Source organism: Paraburkholderia kirstenboschensis (genome assembly GCF_032806925.1).
Lineage (GTDB): Bacteria > Pseudomonadota > Gammaproteobacteria > Burkholderiales > Burkholderiaceae > Paraburkholderia > Paraburkholderia kirstenboschensis.
The window spans coordinates 869,565-885,399 of record NZ_CP136511.1; the positions used below are offsets into that span (position 1 = coordinate 869,565).

The following is a 15,835-nucleotide window of genomic DNA, read 5'->3' on the forward strand; positions in this document are numbered from 1 at the left end:
ATCCAAAGCCGACCTGAAGATCAACAGTAAGGAATTCGCATCATGACCAAGCTCTCCGGTAGAACCGCGCTGGTTACCGGCGCGTCACGCGGCATCGGACGCGCCAGCGCGCTCGCGCTGGCAAAGGCCGGCGCCCAAGTACTTGTCCACTACAGCAGCGGAGAAAAGGAAGCGGCGGCGGTTGTCGCCGAAATCCGCGAAGCAGGTGGGAAAGCCGAGAAGATCGCAGCCGACCTGCGAGCACCGAACGGTCCGCACGCGCTGGCCGCGCACGTGCGTACCATCATCGGCGGCCGGTTGGACATCCTCGTCGCCAACGCTGCTATTTCGAAAGTAGGCACGATCGAGGAGATCACGGTCGAGGACTTCGACGATCTCTTCGCGGTCAACGTGCGCGCTCCCTATTTCCTCGTGCAGCAGCTGCTCCCGGTCATGTGCAAGGGCAGCAGTGTCGTGCTGCTTTCCTCGCTCGCTGCACGCGCCTCCGTGGGAACGCTGTCCGCCTATGCGGCCACCAAAGGTGCCATCGACACCCTGGTCAAGCATTTCGCCTCAGCCCTGGGCGAACGTGGCATTCGAGTCAATGCGGTGGCGCCAGGCGTTGTTCCGACTGACATGTCCAGTTTCGCCAGGACCGACGCAGGACGGGATTTCACACTGAGCATCCAGGCGCTCAAGCGTATGGCCGAGCCGGACGACATCGGTGCCGCCGTCGCGTTCCTCGCTTCCGATGATGCTCGTTGGATCACTGGCGACACGTTGCACGTCGATGGCGGTTCGAAGCTGTGAGCCCTGCCGGCATAAAACCCACTGCCAGCGCGGTAGGCGCGCCGGCACTTCAATTCAATCGATGTGGAGATTTCAGAATGACTTCCGACACGATCAGACTTTACCAATCTGCGAGCTCGCCCAATTCGCGGCGCGTGCGCGTCTTCCTCGCTGAAAAGGGACTGTCGATCCCGCTCATCCCGGTCGACCTGGGCAAAGGCGAGCAGCATTCCGAGGCCTATCGGACCATCAACCCGCGCCGGGTCGTCCCGACCTTGGCGCTGGCAGACGGCACCGCCATCGGCGAGGTGCCGGCCATATGTCGCTACATCGAGGAAATCCATCCGCAGAACCCGTTGCTCGGCGAGACCGCAAAGGAAAAGGCACTAGTGACAATGTGGGAACGGCGCGCCGAACTGGATGGTTTCGCTGCGGTGATGGAAGCCGTACGCAACGCCGCGGCAGGCCTCAAGGGGCGCGCGATCGCCGGTCCCCACGACTACGAGCAGATCGCCGAACTGACGGAGCGCAGCAAGCTGCGGGTGAAGAATTTCTTTGCCGATCTTGATGCTCGGCTGAGCGAGGTCTCGTTCGTGGCCGGTGATCGCTATTCGGTCGCCGACATCACGGCGCTGGTCACGATCGACTTCGCCGCGGGCGGCCTCAAGCTGGCTATCCCCGACGAGCAGGTGGCCCTGAAACGCTGGCACGAAAAGGTTTCGGCGCGGCCGAGCGCCAAGGCGTAAGCCCCGCCCTTAGCCCAAGCAAGCGTCTGGCAACGGTGCGGAATGCAAGCGGAATAGCGGCATGAGGTACTGCTACGCATGCGTTTCAGCACACTCGCTTGAAACGCAGGCTTTGGACCGGCGAATGCCCTTCCCATCTCCTTCAGGAAAAAATATGAGCTCGCTATTTTCTCCGTTCACGCTCCGCGGCGTGAACCTCCCTAACCGCATCGTCGTATCACCGATGTGCCAGTACGTCGCCATCGACGGCAAGGCGCATTCCTGGCACATGATTCACCTCGGCAGCATGGCGCTGTCCGGCGCAGGGATGCTGATCATCGAGGCAACCGCTGTGGAGGCCGACGGACGCATCGCACCCGGTGACCTCGGCCTCTGGGACGACGCCACGGAAGCAGCGCTGAAGCCAATCATCGAGGCGATTCGCCAGCACTCGAAGATCGCCGTCACAATGCAACTCGGCCACGCCGGACGTAAAGCGTCGAGTCACGTCCCCTGGGAGAGTGGGCAGTTGATGCCAGTAGCCGTTGGCGGATGGGTCACGCACGGCCGTCCACGAAGAGTTCGATACCCGTGACGAAACTCGAGTCATCCGAAGCGAGAAACAGGGCAGCTTTGGCAACTTCGTCGGCTTGCCCCATGCGTCCCATAGGAATGGTAGATAGGACTCTCGCAATAGCGTCCTGAGGCTGCTGACCAATGATCGGCGTATCGATTGGGCCCGGGCTAAGGACGTTTGAACGGATCCGACGGTCCTTCAACTCCGCTGTCCATCCTCGAACAAAATTGCGGACGGCCGCCTTGGTCGCGCCGTACACCCAGAAGGCGGGTGTCCCTTTGACGCTTGCGACGGAACCCGTGAGAATGATCGACCCGCCGTCGTTCATGAGCGGCAGCGCCTTTTGGACGGTGAAGAGCATTCCTTTCACGTTAGTACTGAACAGCTTGTCGAAATGCGCTTCGGTGATGTTGCCCAAGGCGGCGAACCCGGCGATGCCGGCGTTGGCGAAGACTATGTCGATTCTTCGCCCTGTCGCGTTGACGTTTTCATAGAGACGATCAAGATCAGCCAACTTGGCGACGTCTCCCTGGATGCCAGTCACATTGTCCCCGATGGCGCTCACGGCTTCGTCGAGCTCCTTCTGGCGACGGCCGGTGATGAAGACGTGGGCGCCCTCGGCGACGAAGAGCTTTGCGGCGGCGAAGCCTATCCCCGACGAGCCGCCGGTGATGACGGCCACCTTTCCCTGCAACTTGCCCATAGCGATGACTCCATTGATTGGCAATTCCGATTTGCGGCGCCTCGGCACTGGCGCTTATCTGCTTGGCCGTCTGGCGGCTAGACCTCGAACCGGAACGCCGCTCCGTCCCGTTTCACATATCCAGCGGTCGGCGCGGCATAGTGGGTGCCAATGACGGATCTGGTGCAAATAAAGGCGATCAAAAGAAAAGCCGCTGCTTTGCCGTTGCCCTATCAAGCTGAGAGAACTGCCTTCCAGATGGCGGACATAGTGAGATCTTTGAGGCGCAGACTCGCGAGATCGAATTGTCCTTTGCGAATCCGATGCGCCAACTCGATGCCAGCGATTGTGACGGCCGCGTGTCTGAACCGTTTGAAGCCGTGCATGGCGTTCGTCCTGGACTTGATGTTGCGATGGTCCTGCTCAATCACATTGTTGAGGTATTTCGAGGATCGGACTTGCGTGTCCTCAGGGAGCAAGCCGTCGACCTTCAGCTCGCGCACCGCGCGATGCGACGCTGCGTATCCATCGAGCGTGATGGTTTGCGGCGGCTGGCCTTGATGTTTGATTGCCTTGCTGAAGAACGCTTTCGCCGCGGCGACATCGCGCTTCGCCCGGAGCATGAAGTCAACCGTGTGCCCGGCTCGATCAACCGCCCGGTATAGGTAGACCCACTTGCCACGAATTTTCAGATAGGTCTCGTCGACACGCCACTACCGTCCGGCGAGCGTGTCGAATCGATTCCAACGTTTGACGAACTCCGGCGTATAGCGCTTCACCCAACGGAAAATCGTCGTGTGGGCCAGAGCCACGCCGCGCTCGGCCATCATCTCGACAAGGTCGCGCAGACTGAGCTTGTAGCGTAGATACCAGCGAACGCAGAGGATGATCACGTCACCGCAAAGTGACGGCCCGCAAACAACTCCTTCAGGTTCTGGCGCTTGCTCATTGGTGCCCCTCTTTTCGGTCAGCCCGTTACAATAACCGAATTGATCGCCTTATTTGCACCAGATCCGCCGCCAATAGGTCTTCGATCCGAACCGGAAGATCACGCACGCGCACGCCCGTCGCATGATAAACAGCGTTCGCAATCGCAGGCGCAATACCCGCGATTCCAATCTCCCCGACACCGCGTGCGCCGAGTGGATTCAATGCGAGATCCGGATAGTCGAGGAAGGTGACATCGATCTTCGGTGCGTCGGCATGCGTGACCATGACATAGTCGGCGAGGCTCCGGTTGATTGGTGCGCCGGAACGGCTGTCGTAGTTCGTCTCTTCGAATAGCGCCATGCCGATGCCCATTACGACCGCTCCTTCGATCTGGTTGCGGGCCGTACGGGCATTGATGATCTTGCCTCCATCGATCACGCTAACCACGCGGCTGACTCGCAACCGCGCCGTTTCGGGCTGCCATGTAACCTCGGCAAAATGCGCGCAGTATGAGTGCACCGACACGCGCTTCGCGTCAGGATCGTCCTGATTCGGGCCGGACCGCCCTCTTCCCACCACCGCGTTGATGCCCGCCGGACCCAGAATCCGCTCAAAGGGCACCCCTGCAGCCGGTGAGGTTCCTTTGCGATAGACCATCCCTTGCTCGAAGCAAAGTGCATCCGCATTCTGCCCGTTGAAGGGCGAGTTACCCGCTTCGGCTGCGGTGACTAAAAGGTGCTGGACTGCGACCTTTGCCGCCTGCGCCACCGCCGGAATCAGCGACGCGGTAGCCCTTGAGCCCCCCGACATCGGCCCGGGAGGCAAGCGTGTGTCACCGATCACGACTGAAATTCTGTCAAGCGCGATTCCGGTCGCATTCGCCACCATCTGGGCGATTACAGTGTACGTCCCCGTGCCAATGTCCTGAGTCGCTGTCAACACGCGCGCCGTTGCGTCAGCGTTCAGTTCAACGATGACTTCGGCTGCAGATCGCTGGGCTTGCCAGGACCCCGCTGCGACTCCCCAGCCGATCACCAGACCGTCATTACGCATCGAACCGACCGGGGTCTTGCGTGCCGCCCAGCCGAATTGCTCCGCGCCGCGCGTCAGGCATTCCTTAAGATGCCGGGATGAAAACGGCACATTCAGGCATTCGTCAATTGCCGGCTCATTGACAAGGCGCAACTGGACCGGATCGATATTGAGCTTGATGGCTAGTTCATCGACGGCCGATTCGACTGCGAACAAGCCAGGCACGGCACCTGGGCCGCGCATCGATGTACTGGGCGCGATGTCCCGGCGCGCATGGGCGGCAGTCACTCGCAGGTTCGGCGAGCTGTAGAGATAGCCTGTCGCCTCGCCGCAATTCTCTTTTCGTGTATCCAGGCGGGCCGTTTGATAGACGTAGTGTTGCTGCAGCGATGTCAAACGTCCATCGCGGGTTGCCGACAAGCGTATGCGCTGCTCCGTGGCCGGACGGTGGCCCACGTTCTGGAACATCATCCCGCGGCTCAGCACCAGCTTGACCGGCCGCCGCAGATTGCGGGCGGCGGCGGCGGCGAGTAGCGAATGGGACCACGGAAACAGCTTGCCGCCGAATCCAGAGCCTAGATACTTCATGATCACGCGCACCTGATCTTCCGGCACACCAAGCATCTGTGCCATCATCTGCCGCTGGTTGACGATCGACTGCGTTGTTTCGTAAAGCGTATAGTTCGTGCCATCGAAGACCGCCACCGTGGCATGCAGTTCGATTGGGTTGTGCGTTTCGATCGGTGTCGTGTAGGTCTCGTCCAGCTTCAGCGCATCAGAAGCGGCCGCGAATGCGGCCTCCGCGTCGCCGCGCTGCGTGTCGACGGACGGGGCCCCCTGTGCGGACATCTGGACCGTTACATCGGGTTGGCTCTGCGCATACCGCGCCTTCACTGCATGGGATGCGGCCGTTGCCTGCTCGAACGTATCGGCCACTACCAGTGCAATGTACTGGCCATAGTACGAGATGACATCGTCGTCGAGCGGCGGACGTCTTTCATCGATTCTTGGTCCGAAGCCGACGCGAAAGAACTTGCCGATGTTCTCGCGGGTGAAGACCGCCCGGACCCCTGGCATCTTCGAGGCAGCGGTCGTTTCCAGTTGATGGATGCGCCCCTTTGCGATTGTCGCGCAAACCGGTACGGCGTAAAGCATCCCTGCAAAATTGAAATCCGACGTGTACGTGGCCGCACCGCTGACCTTAAACGGTCCGTCGATTCGGGTAAAGTCGCCGCCGATGACCGGCTGCGTTTTATTGCTAGCTAATTGCACGTTTTCTCCGCGTCACGAAGCTGGGTCAAGAATTCTGTGTGGCCAACCTGAGTGCTTGCTGGATGCAGCGTTTAGCAAGTTCAACCTTGAAGCCGTTCTGGCTTTGCGGGCGCGCTGACTGGAGCGCGGCCTCGGCCGCCGCTTGGAATGCCGCGGGCTCAGGCGCGCGGCCGAGCAATGCGGCTTCGGCCTCGCGCGAGCGCCAGGGCTTAACGCCGACACCGCCAAGTGCGATCCTGATGTGGACGGTCCTGCCCGACGATACGGTCATGACGACTGCTGCCGACGCCAACGCAAATTCATACGATGCGCGATCGCGCAGTTTCAGATAGACGCTGTGACTGCCGGGAGCCGGCGCAGGGAGCGTCACATGCGTAATGAGCTCGCCGGGATCGAGCATGGTTTCGCGTTCGGGCGTGGCCCCGGGCAACAAGAAGAAGTCATCAATCGCGATGCTTCGCTTGCCCTTGCTGCTTTCGACATGGATCGTTGATTCGAGTGCAGTCATTGCGACACTCATGTCCGAAGGGTTCGTCGCGATGCAATGATCGCTGGCCCCAAGAATGGCGAGGTTTCGATTGAACCCACCGATCGCAGAACAACCCGTACCAGGCTCACGCTTGTTGCATGGCGTAGCAGTATCGCGAAAGTAGACGCAGCGTGTGCGCTGCAACAGGTTACCGCCGGTCGTCGCCATGTTTCGCAACTGGGCTGACGCGCCGGAAAGCAATGCCTGGGACAGGACAGGATAATGCGTCTTGATCAGGCGATGATTCGCGAGATCGGAATTGCGCACCGTCGCGCCAATCGTGACGCCGCCACCGTCTATGGCTTCGACCTGAGCGAGTGGCAGGCGATGAATATCGATGATCTGCGTCGGACGCTCCACGTCGAGCTTCATCAGGTCGAGCAGTGTTGTGCCGCCTGCCAGAAAGCGCATAGACGAGCCAGTTTGCTGGCTCCCGTCGTCAGTCTGCGCGATGTCGAGTGCCTGTGCGACGCTGGAAGCGCGCTTGAATTGAAAGAGTTCCATTCGTACGCTCCGCTCAAGCCTTCCGGCGAACTTGCTGGATCGCCGAGACGATGTTCGAATAGGCGCCGCACCTGCAGATATTTCCGCTCATCGCTTCCTTGATGTCCTCGTCGCTGTGACCATAAGGCTCGCTGAGCAGCGCGACAGCCGACATGATCTGGCCGGAGGTGCAGTACCCGCACTGAAAGCCATCGTGTTCTACGAAGGCGGCCTGCATCGGATGCAGATTGCCCGGCCGTCCGAGGCCTTCGATGGTCGTTATCGCCTCACCCTCATGGGTGGCGGCAAGGCTTAGGCAGGAATTCAGGCGCTTGCCGTCGACATGGACCGTGCAGGCGCCGCACTGACCGTGGTCGCAACCCTTCTTTGTGCCGGTCAGCCTCAGATGCTCGCGCACGCAATCGAGCAATGTCGTGCGGGGATCGATATCCAGTTCGTGATTGGTGCCGTTGACGTTCAATCGGACATGTACGTTCGTACTATCTACACTGAGGTCGTTGCCTCGTGTTTCACCCTGGTCAGCACCGCCGGAAGCTGCATGCGCGACAGAGGAAAGTTGTCCGGCGCCAATCGTGATGCCGGCGGCACCCATGCGGCCCAGGAAAGACCGACGTGACACGCGTTGGAACACCGTCCCGGCATCAATTTGGCTCGTGCTTCGTTTCTGCGACTTTTCGTCCATGAATCGAGTTCTCCACTGAATTTATGGATCGGCGGACGACGACGCAATGCGTCGGCGCCTGTTCGACCGAGCTTTTCTTTCTAACACCGGCGATATAAAACTGGACGGACGGCAAGATGAAACTCCCGTCATCTTTGAAGTTTGAGTGGGGCCGTGGCGGGACCAGGCCGGGCGGCGTTTCGTCGCACTGGCATGAATGGTGAAATGGTATTCGACAGTTGCCGGCGAGCGGCGATGAAACGGATTTTCCAATTAGGTCCCGCAGCAAACCCTCGAAGATCTGTCACAACCAGCAGTTGCCTGATCGAAGCGCCGTCTTCGATCGCCGCATGTCAAGCCGTGAGCAAGCGTTCCATTCCCCGGCTGCTCAGATGCCGACTTCTGCAGCAGGGCTCCATGACAAGAAGCAGATAGACTCGAGCCGGGCGCTAGATGCTGCCCATCCCTGCATCGCCCCGTGCCTGCCAATTTCATCTTCGGAGCATTAGCAGTGAAGGCTTAGGATTTCAAGGGTTTCCCTAATCCCGCCTGCGTTCGTATCCTGATTGCCGAGGAAGGTCTCACCAACCGCGTCGAGTTCGTCCAGGTCGATCTGCCTGGCGGCCCACATGGGACTCCCGAGTTCCTTGCCAAAGATCCTTCCGTGTCGTGCACAAGATAACGAAAACTTCACCAACGGGTCAGTTCCAAGACACTTCATTTGTCTACAGTAGGAGTCTCGGATTGCAAAACCGGAACAGATTCCATGAAGTTCATGAAACGGGTCTTCTCAATCGTTGTGCCGTCATGCATCGCGTTCGGTATGGCGGGCCATGCGCTCGCCGATCAGGACAATCAGGCAAAGGTCCCCCCGTCCGCGGCGATTCAGCGCACGCCTGAAGAGCTGCAGCAGCTTGTTGCTCCGATCGCGCTGTATCCGGATCCGCTGGTCGCACAAATTCTCGCGGCAGCCACGCATACGGCGGAAGTCGTCGAAGCGGACCGCTGGGTGCAATTGAATTCCCAGTTGACGGGAGAGGCACTGGCCGCTCAAGTCGATCAGCAGTTCTGGGATCCCAGCGTCAAGGCGCTTACAGAATTTCCCGCCGTGCTCGCAGACATGGACCAGAATGTCGTCTGGACATCATCGCTTGGCGACGCGTACCTCAGCCAATCGCAGCAATTGATGGCGGCCATCCAGAAGATGCGACAGCGGGCCAGCACCGCGGGTAACCTGGAAATCAACCAGCAGGAAACGGTAGCGAACGATGGTGGATTAATCAGCATCGTGCCAGCCGATCCCACTGTTGTGTACGTGCCCGAATACGATCCGTCGCTCGTGTATGGCGCGCCGGTGGCGCTCTGGCCTGGCTGGTATCCCGACCCGGACCTCTACCTTGATGGGCCGGGGATCGTGTTCGGCGTTGGATTCGATTTGGGATACTTCGGCGGTTACGGATGGGGCTGGCGACACTGGAGGCCCGACTGGCATCATCAGGCGGTACGGTTCCATGGCGGCCAGTATGCGTGGCACAACCGCAGTATCATCGACGCCAATCACTTCGCTCACAGCAACGAAGGTTTCGATCCTGCCCATGGCGCTTACGGCATGCGCGGCATGTATGGCGGGGCGCACACGCATCTGCCTGTCATGTCGTCGCGAGACTTCGTCGGATCGCATACGGTCCCGGGCGTCGGATTCGCCCGGTTCGGCGGAGTCAGCCCCGGAGGCTTCGGTCGCGCGGAGTTCGGTAGCGGGCGTTCGGGCTTTGGCGCGCCGGGACACGCGGGGATAGGACACGTGAGCGCAGGCGCCCATGGCGGAAGCGGACGCGGTTAGGAGCAGTGCGGCGCCGCGCACCAGACGTGGCACGGCGCTGGGCGATCGAGGACCAAGGTATTGCGTATGAATCGTGGCTCGACGTGTGTGCCGACGTGCAGATGGGCCGACTCGAAGCAGTGATGCGCGAGCAACCCGGCGAGGCGGCACCGCTGGCCCTGATCTGCACGCATCGCAAACAGTTCTGTCCCGCGATCCGGCAGCTGCATGAAGTGCTGAAGGAGCGTGTGTCGGCACTCACAGCGCTGTTGCCGGAGTACGGGCCCTGGCAGGCTGTTCAAATATTCGTCATTGAGGTGCTCAGGTGCATTGCGACGGATGCTGAGTTCGAATTTTTGAAACGCAGCAGAACTCTCCGGGCATCCGACGTTGGTCGCGGGTTCACCATATCGGTGTTATCCATTGCTTGTTGCCCCTCGATCAGCAAGTGTGCGCGTCAAGTGGTTCCACACTGTCCCGTCCATCGGCAGGCGGACGAACAAGCGGAGCAACATGTTGTTGGAAATCTGCTCCATCAGCATGCGCTCGCTACGAATTGAGTACAGCACCGGCAGCTAAAGAGCTCGCACCAGCTTCTCCGGCGTGATGCTTGGCCGACCTGCTTTCGCGTCAGCCTCGTACATCCACGCGAGCACGTGATCCATGCGCTCGAGCGCACCATTGAGCCACGTACGAATCGGACCAAACGGATGGTCCATCGGCACGAAATCATCCCGCTTCAACTTATGAGCATCGACTCGCTAAAACTGTCGGTGCCGCGCATCGGTTCCACCTCGCCCCCGTTAATGACGTCGCGTTCAACGGTTACCCCCATCCCGTTATTTCAACAACCTGCTAGAGAATGACCTTGAGGCCGGTGTAGACGAGTCGCACACCGATTACCAACAGGATGATGTACGCGAACTTATACAAATGCGTGACGTCTAGCCGGCGGTTCAGCCAAACACCTGCACAGATGCCCAACACCGCAAAAGGCGCAAGAGCGAGGCTGGCGAGTAAAGTCGTGCGGGCGAACAGCCCAAGCATCGAAAAGCTGACTAGTTTCGCTAAGTTGACGACGGCAAAAAACGCAGCCGTGGTGCCGGCAAAGCAGCGCTTGGTTAGCTTATACGGCAACAGATAGATGGCCAGCGCCGGTTCGCCTGCGTTCGCCATGAAACTTGTGAAGCCAGAGGTGGCTCCCCAGAAGATGCTTAAGGCCGGGTGCAACCGATGCTGATCTTCGCGTGCAGGGGGACGAGACTCGGACCAGCGACGCCGGGCAAAGTCGATTGAGATCACACCGACGCCGAGTCTTAGCCACGCTTCCGAAAGATGGTGTATCGCCACTGCACCTAGCCCAATGCCAAAGAGTGCGGCGGGGATCGCAATACGCAGCAACGGCCAATTCCATTCGCCGCGATATTGCCAGAGCGTGACCAGATCAGTCAGGCAAAGGATGGGCAAAAGAAGTGTCACGACAACGGGCACTGGCAAGTGCAGTGCCATAAGTGGCACTGCCACGACGCCGAGGCCAAGCCCGAGACTACCCTTTGAGATGCTGGTCAGGAGGAGTGCCGGTATGCTCGCAACATAGAACCAGGGATCGCTGATTAAGGAAGTACCAAACATCTAGTGAATTCCGGTGCCGACGCATTACAAAGCTTGAGGCGACTATTCAACCATGGCTGGTCCGGGGCAGTCGACAACTCCGGCACAACTGATCGAGCGAGTCGCATACGGTGCAACCCACATTCGAGGGCGCGTTAGTAGCAGTGACTAACCCATGCGAATGACAAAACGCAATGCGGTACTTTCGGATGGCGCGGCCAGCCGTAAAGCCGCAGAAGCGCGAAAGTTGGCATGCTACAGCTACTAGATCTCGCACGCAATTGAAACGATTATTATGTCTATTTCATCCAGCTGTTGACCGGATTGTTGCGCGTTGAATGCTACGGTAGCCCGTAGTGACGATGCAGCGCCACTCAGTCGCTTCTTCCAATCTTGAGCTTAGGTGTGCCCGACCTGATTGGTCGCTGATCGACCTAACCCGCCGCGGGCAGCACGTCATTGTCGATGCCGCCACGCATGCGCCGATCCGACCGTTGATTAAATCCAATAAATGACGTTCCAGATAATGACCGAATCAGATTAACCTCATTACAATTTATTCATTATCCAGATTCAGAAAGTTCACTCACATTTCAAAACATCTGCCGCATAGTTCAGAATAAGCAACCCGCTGTTGTTTGACCAGAAAAAACTGTTTGAGCTCGGCCTGGACCCTACGATCCGTTTCCATGGAGGATACGCCCGCCAGACGTGTGAGACGGCAGGAAACCAACGAGGCACCAGATTATTTCCGAGCTGGCATTTCGATTGACCACCTCACTCAACTCAATCTGATAACACATCCGACACACCACATGAAGCAACTCAAATCAACGTGCATTAACCCGTTTTAATCACATAAGGCAATTACCATGACTGATCTGTCTAGACGCAAAGTTCTGGTCGGCGCTGCTGCTTCCGCTGCGGCCCTTGGCGTGGCGGCCACGGCCAAAGCCGCCTCGTTCGGCAACCCGGACCGGCCGCCCGAAGGCATGATCAATGCGAAGAGCCCGACCAGTCTGAGCGATCCGGGCCCGCAGAATCCGGCGATCGCGAACCAGTTCCCGTCATTCCAGAATCCGCCAGCAACCGACATCAACGGCATGCCGCTCTTCTGGGCCTCGTTCAACAATGCGCACAAGCGTTATCAGAACGGCGGCTGGGCGCGTGAAGTGACGCAGGATGACTTCGCGATTTCGGAGGACATTTCGGGCGTGAACATGCGTCTCTCGGCCAACGGCATCCGTGAGATGCACTGGCACCAGCAGGCTGAGTGGGCCATCATGGTGGACGGAAAATGCCGGATCACGATCCTGGACGAACAAGGCCGTCCACAGGTGGCCGACGTCAAGACCGGCGATCTCTGGTATTTTCCCCCGGGCCTGCCGCACTCGTTGCAAGGCCTTGGCCCGAGTGGCGCTGAATTCGTCCTCGCGTTCGACAACGGCCGCGCATCCGAATTCAACACGCTCCTGGTAACGGACTGGGTTGCGCATACGCCGCCCGAGGTGCTCGCCCGTAACTTCAACGTGCCGGCCGACGTATTCAAGAATATCCCTCTCGACAATCTGTGGATCTTCCAGGGCAACGACCCCGGCTCGCTGCAGGCCGCGCAACGCGCAGTGGCGAGTCCTCTGGGCGCGCCGATGCATCCGTTCATCTTCTCGCTCGGCGATTTGCCGCCGCTCAAACAAACCAAAGGCGGGACGGTGCAGATTGCCGACAGCCGTAACTTCAAGGCATCGGTAAACATCGCCGCTGCGCTGGTCACGGTCAAGCCGGGCGGTATCCGCGAGTTGCACTGGCATCCGAACGCGGACGAGTGGCAGTACTACATCAAGGGTCAAGGCCGGATGACGGTATTCGACACGGGCCCGAAGGCGGCGACCGCCGACTTCCGTGCAGGCGACATCGGCTACGTGAAGAAGAGCCTCGGACATTACGTGGAGAATACCGGCGACACCGACCTGATCATGGTTGAAGTCTTCAAGAGTGACCACTTCGCGGAAGTTTCGCTGTCCGACTGGATGACGCACACGCCGCCGCAGATGATCATGGACACGCTGAAGATCAGTCGTGAAGACCTCGCGCGCTTCCCGAACAATCGTCCGGACATCCTGCCGGTCTGATCCGCACGGTCGCGGGCGCGGCGCATGCGCGCTGTGCTCGCCAACCGCCCCGCCTCATTTCTCCGATAAACATGACGTCACCATTTGTCAAGTTGATCCAACCCGGCGTCGGGCCGACTGGCAGCGTGACGCAGCAGACCGAGCGTGCGGTGCGCGCGTCACTCGACGGACGCCGCAAAGGCCTGCGGGCCTTGCTACCGTTCGTCGGGCCGGCGGTGATCGCGTCGGTCGGCTATATGGACCCGGGCAACTTTGCCACGAACCTGCAAGCCGGCTCGACGTACGGCTATCAGTTGCTTTGGGTGGTGTTGATCTCAAACCTCGTGGCAATGCTGTTCCAGTCGATGTCCGCGAAACTCGGCATCGTGACAGGCCGTAATCTTGCGGAGCTGTGCCGTGAGCAGTTTTCGCCGTCCGTTGTAATCGCCATGTGGATCGCCTCGGAACTGGCTGCCATTGCCACGGATATCGCCGAATTCCTCGGCGGGGCATTAGGCATCTCCTTGCTGTTTCACGTCTCGCTCGTGGTCGGGATGGGTGCGACTGGCGTTGTCACGTTCGCCATCCTGTCGCTCGACAAACGCGGCTTTCGTCCGCTTGAACTGGTGATTGCCGGGCTCGTCGCAGTGATCGGTCTTAGCTATCTGTACGAACTCGTGATCGCGCCGCCGGACTGGCATGCGGCGCTCCTGGGTACCCTTGTCCCGCATCTGCATGGTGCGTCGGCCGTGACGCTCGCGGTCGGGATCGTCGGTGCGACGATCATGCCACACACCCTTTATCTGCACTCCCGACTAACGCAGACTCGCACGCTTGCGCGTAACGACGGCGAACGTCGACGGCTACTGCGCTTCTCAAACAAGGAAGTCGTCATCGCGCTTGGCTTCGCCACTTTCGTGAATCTTGCGATGGTGATGATGTCGGCGTCCGTGTTCGGCAAATCAGGCTCGGGTGTGGCCGACGTCAGCGTCGCCTATCACACGCTGATTCCCCTGCTGGGTGTTGGCGCCGCGACCGTGTTTCTGGTCTCGTTGCTCGCGTCCGGCATTTCGAGTTCAGCGGTGGGGACGATGGCCGGTCAGGTGATCATGCAGGGCTTCGTCGGCTTCAGAATTCCGATCTGGGTACGGCGCCTGATTACTGCAGTGCCGGCCTTCGTCGTCGGTCTGAACGGCAATGTGATGGACGCGATGATCGGCAGTCAGGTGGTGTTGAGCCTCATCTTGCCACTGCCGCTAGTTGCACTCGTCGTGGTGTCGTCGCGCCGTAGTGTGATGGGCGATTTTGTCGCCAGCAGGAAGACCGTATTGGCCGCACACGTCGCGACGGTCTCGATCGTCCTGCTCAATGTTGTGCTGATCTGGCAGATGGTGTCTTAAGGCGGATTTTCGGGGCGCTAAACGATGGCGTCGACGCGCCCTGCCGGGCTGACACGGGTACACGCCGGCCGCTATAACCGGGCGAAAGCCCTGCAATGGCTGCTGACCAACTCCCCAATATTGATGGGACCGTTGGAATAGCTGGCGCCCAAACTGTATGCGTTGTTGTCCCCGCCTGCGCCCGCCATGTTGGAGAATGCATACATCGCGCCGGCCTTGAAGCCGCCGTACGAGATGCTGCTGAACTTGACCGAATTGTTCAGACGCAAGTCGTTGTCCAAGTTGTCATTGTCGTACGGGTGTGCGGCAACATTGCCGCCGAACCCGATCCCGTCCCGCTATTCGGTGCGACATAGTCAACGATGAAATCGTATTGACGGCCTAGCGTAAGCGTCCCGTACTGGCTGGAACTGAGACCAACCCACGCCTGGCGGCCAAACAGGTCCGTTTGCGCGGCTGTTGAATTCTTGAGCGCACCATTGTTCACCGTGAAGCCGTTCTCCAGGTCGAACATGGCGTGCAGGCCGCCGCCGAGATCCTCATTGCCGCGCAAGCCCCAGCGCGAGGTACTCAGGCTTCCAGATGCCAGCATGAATTGGCTGGCCCCTTGGCCGGTGCCAGTTCTCGCGTTGTTCGCATAGACCATGCTCGTGTCGATGGTGCCGTAAAGCGTCACGCTGCTTTGCGCATGTGCTACCCCTGTGAGAAGCATGGCTGATCCAATCGCCAGATTCTTCAACTTCATTTCAAATTCCCCGATAACGTAAGTCGTTCCCGAACAGGCGATTGGTGATCGCCAATGCAACAGCGTGCGGAGTATAAGTTTTCGTCGGTGCGCCGCGACTCGAAAGAGTGAAAGACACCGTTTCAGTCACATGGACGAAGGAAACCATCGATGCTGAGATCGCGAAGCTGCTTGCCGGCTATGGCTCAGAATTTGAAATCCGTTTCGCCTGAACACCTTACGTGGATACATCGAGGCATCCCGGAAGCTCGCGTTCGAGTGTTGACGGCGACGTGGCCGCATCCGTTACCGTAAGCCAGTCATGTTCTTGTGGGCCACGTTCGGGACTGTGCCCCCCAACTCAATGCAGAAGCCGCACCGAGACCAGCCCATTGCACTCGACTTCATCGCGGGGGGCAATCTAGGAGTCTATACGCTGGTCGGTACGGAACTGGACGAGAACGACGATATCCCGCATCCAACACGCGTCGTA

The 15,835-nt window shown here is 59.5% G+C and carries 11 protein-coding genes and 5 pseudogenes; 8 read left to right on the top strand and 8 right to left on the bottom strand.

Going from position 1 to position 15,835, the window contains the following annotated elements:
* Positions 1–42 precede the first annotated feature (42 nt).
* From RW095_RS04370 to RW095_RS04380, 3 genes and pseudogenes are all read left to right on the top strand, one after another.
* Positions 43–789, top strand: coding sequence for an SDR family NAD(P)-dependent oxidoreductase (locus RW095_RS04370; RefSeq protein ID WP_317016606.1), 747 nt, complete (start codon positions 43–45; stop codon positions 787–789).
* A gap of 77 nt (positions 790–866) precedes the next feature.
* Complete coding sequence (locus RW095_RS04375; RefSeq protein ID WP_317016607.1) at positions 867–1,514, top strand: glutathione S-transferase family protein; 648 nt, start codon at positions 867–869, stop codon at positions 1,512–1,514.
* A 154-nt stretch (positions 1,515–1,668) separates the two neighbouring features.
* A pseudogene (locus tag RW095_RS04380) lies at positions 1,669–2,058 on the top strand (oxidoreductase); the annotation flags it as partial.
* Here the strand turns inward: RW095_RS04380 and RW095_RS04385 are convergent.
* From RW095_RS04385 to RW095_RS04405, 5 genes and pseudogenes are all read right to left on the bottom strand, one after another.
* Positions 2,051–2,773 carry an SDR family NAD(P)-dependent oxidoreductase gene (locus RW095_RS04385; protein ID WP_317016609.1) on the bottom strand — a complete coding sequence of 241 codons (723 nt, stop codon included), beginning with the start codon at positions 2,771–2,773 and terminating at the stop codon, positions 2,051–2,053. The pseudogene RW095_RS04380 and the gene RW095_RS04385 overlap by 8 nt on opposite strands.
* 212 nt (positions 2,774–2,985) lie before the next feature.
* Positions 2,986–3,701 (bottom strand): annotated as a pseudogene (locus tag RW095_RS04390) (IS6 family transposase).
* A gap of 26 nt (positions 3,702–3,727) precedes the next feature.
* The gene (locus RW095_RS04395; RefSeq protein WP_317016611.1) at positions 3,728–5,986 is read right to left on the bottom strand and encodes a xanthine dehydrogenase family protein molybdopterin-binding subunit; all 2,259 of its coding nucleotides are present in this window, start codon (positions 5,984–5,986) and stop codon (positions 3,728–3,730) included.
* A 25-nt stretch (positions 5,987–6,011) separates the two neighbouring features.
* Entirely contained in the window at positions 6,012–7,019 is a 1,008-nt protein-coding gene (locus tag RW095_RS04400) for an FAD binding domain-containing protein (RefSeq protein ID WP_317016612.1), read from the bottom strand.
* 13 nt (positions 7,020–7,032) lie between these two features.
* Positions 7,033–7,701 carry a (2Fe-2S)-binding protein gene (locus RW095_RS04405; protein ID WP_317016614.1) on the bottom strand — a complete coding sequence of 223 codons (669 nt, stop codon included), beginning with the start codon at positions 7,699–7,701 and terminating at the stop codon, positions 7,033–7,035.
* Between the two features lie 745 nt (positions 7,702–8,446).
* Here RW095_RS04405 and RW095_RS04410 point away from each other — a divergent pair.
* Both RW095_RS04410 and RW095_RS04415 read left to right on the top strand, forming a co-directional pair.
* Complete coding sequence (locus tag RW095_RS04410; protein ID WP_317016616.1) at positions 8,447–9,520, top strand: DUF3300 domain-containing protein; 1,074 nt, start codon at positions 8,447–8,449, stop codon at positions 9,518–9,520.
* A 26-nt stretch (positions 9,521–9,546) separates the two neighbouring features.
* On the top strand, positions 9,547–10,059 hold the full coding sequence (locus RW095_RS04415) for a type 2 periplasmic-binding domain-containing protein (RefSeq protein ID WP_317016790.1): 513 nt from the start codon (positions 9,547–9,549) through the stop codon (positions 10,057–10,059).
* On the opposite strand, the pseudogene RW095_RS04420 reads toward RW095_RS04415, so the two are convergent.
* Positions 9,955–10,283: pseudogene (locus tag RW095_RS04420) on the bottom strand (transposase); the annotation flags it as partial. The gene RW095_RS04415 and the pseudogene RW095_RS04420 overlap by 105 nt on opposite strands.
* 71 nt (positions 10,284–10,354) lie before the next feature.
* Positions 10,355–11,131, bottom strand: coding sequence for a sulfite exporter TauE/SafE family protein (locus tag RW095_RS04425; RefSeq protein ID WP_317016617.1), 777 nt, complete (start codon positions 11,129–11,131; stop codon positions 10,355–10,357).
* 851 nt (positions 11,132–11,982) lie between these two features.
* On the opposite strand from RW095_RS04425, the gene RW095_RS04430 reads away from it, so the two are divergent.
* On the top strand, positions 11,983–13,239 hold the full coding sequence (locus tag RW095_RS04430; protein WP_317016619.1) for an oxalate decarboxylase family bicupin: 1,257 nt from the start codon (positions 11,983–11,985) through the stop codon (positions 13,237–13,239).
* Between the two features lie 71 nt (positions 13,240–13,310).
* A complete protein-coding gene (locus tag RW095_RS04435; protein WP_317016620.1) occupies positions 13,311–14,618 on the top strand; it encodes an Nramp family divalent metal transporter in 1,308 nt (435 codons plus the stop codon).
* A gap of 71 nt (positions 14,619–14,689) precedes the next feature.
* Here the strand turns inward: RW095_RS04435 and RW095_RS04445 are convergent.
* A pseudogene (locus RW095_RS04445) lies at positions 14,690–15,363 on the bottom strand (porin).
* A gap of 307 nt (positions 15,364–15,670) precedes the next feature.
* On the opposite strand from RW095_RS04445, the pseudogene RW095_RS41250 reads away from it, so the two are divergent.
* A pseudogene (locus tag RW095_RS41250) lies at positions 15,671–15,832 on the top strand (cupin); the annotation flags it as partial.
* Positions 15,833–15,835 lie beyond the last annotated feature (3 nt).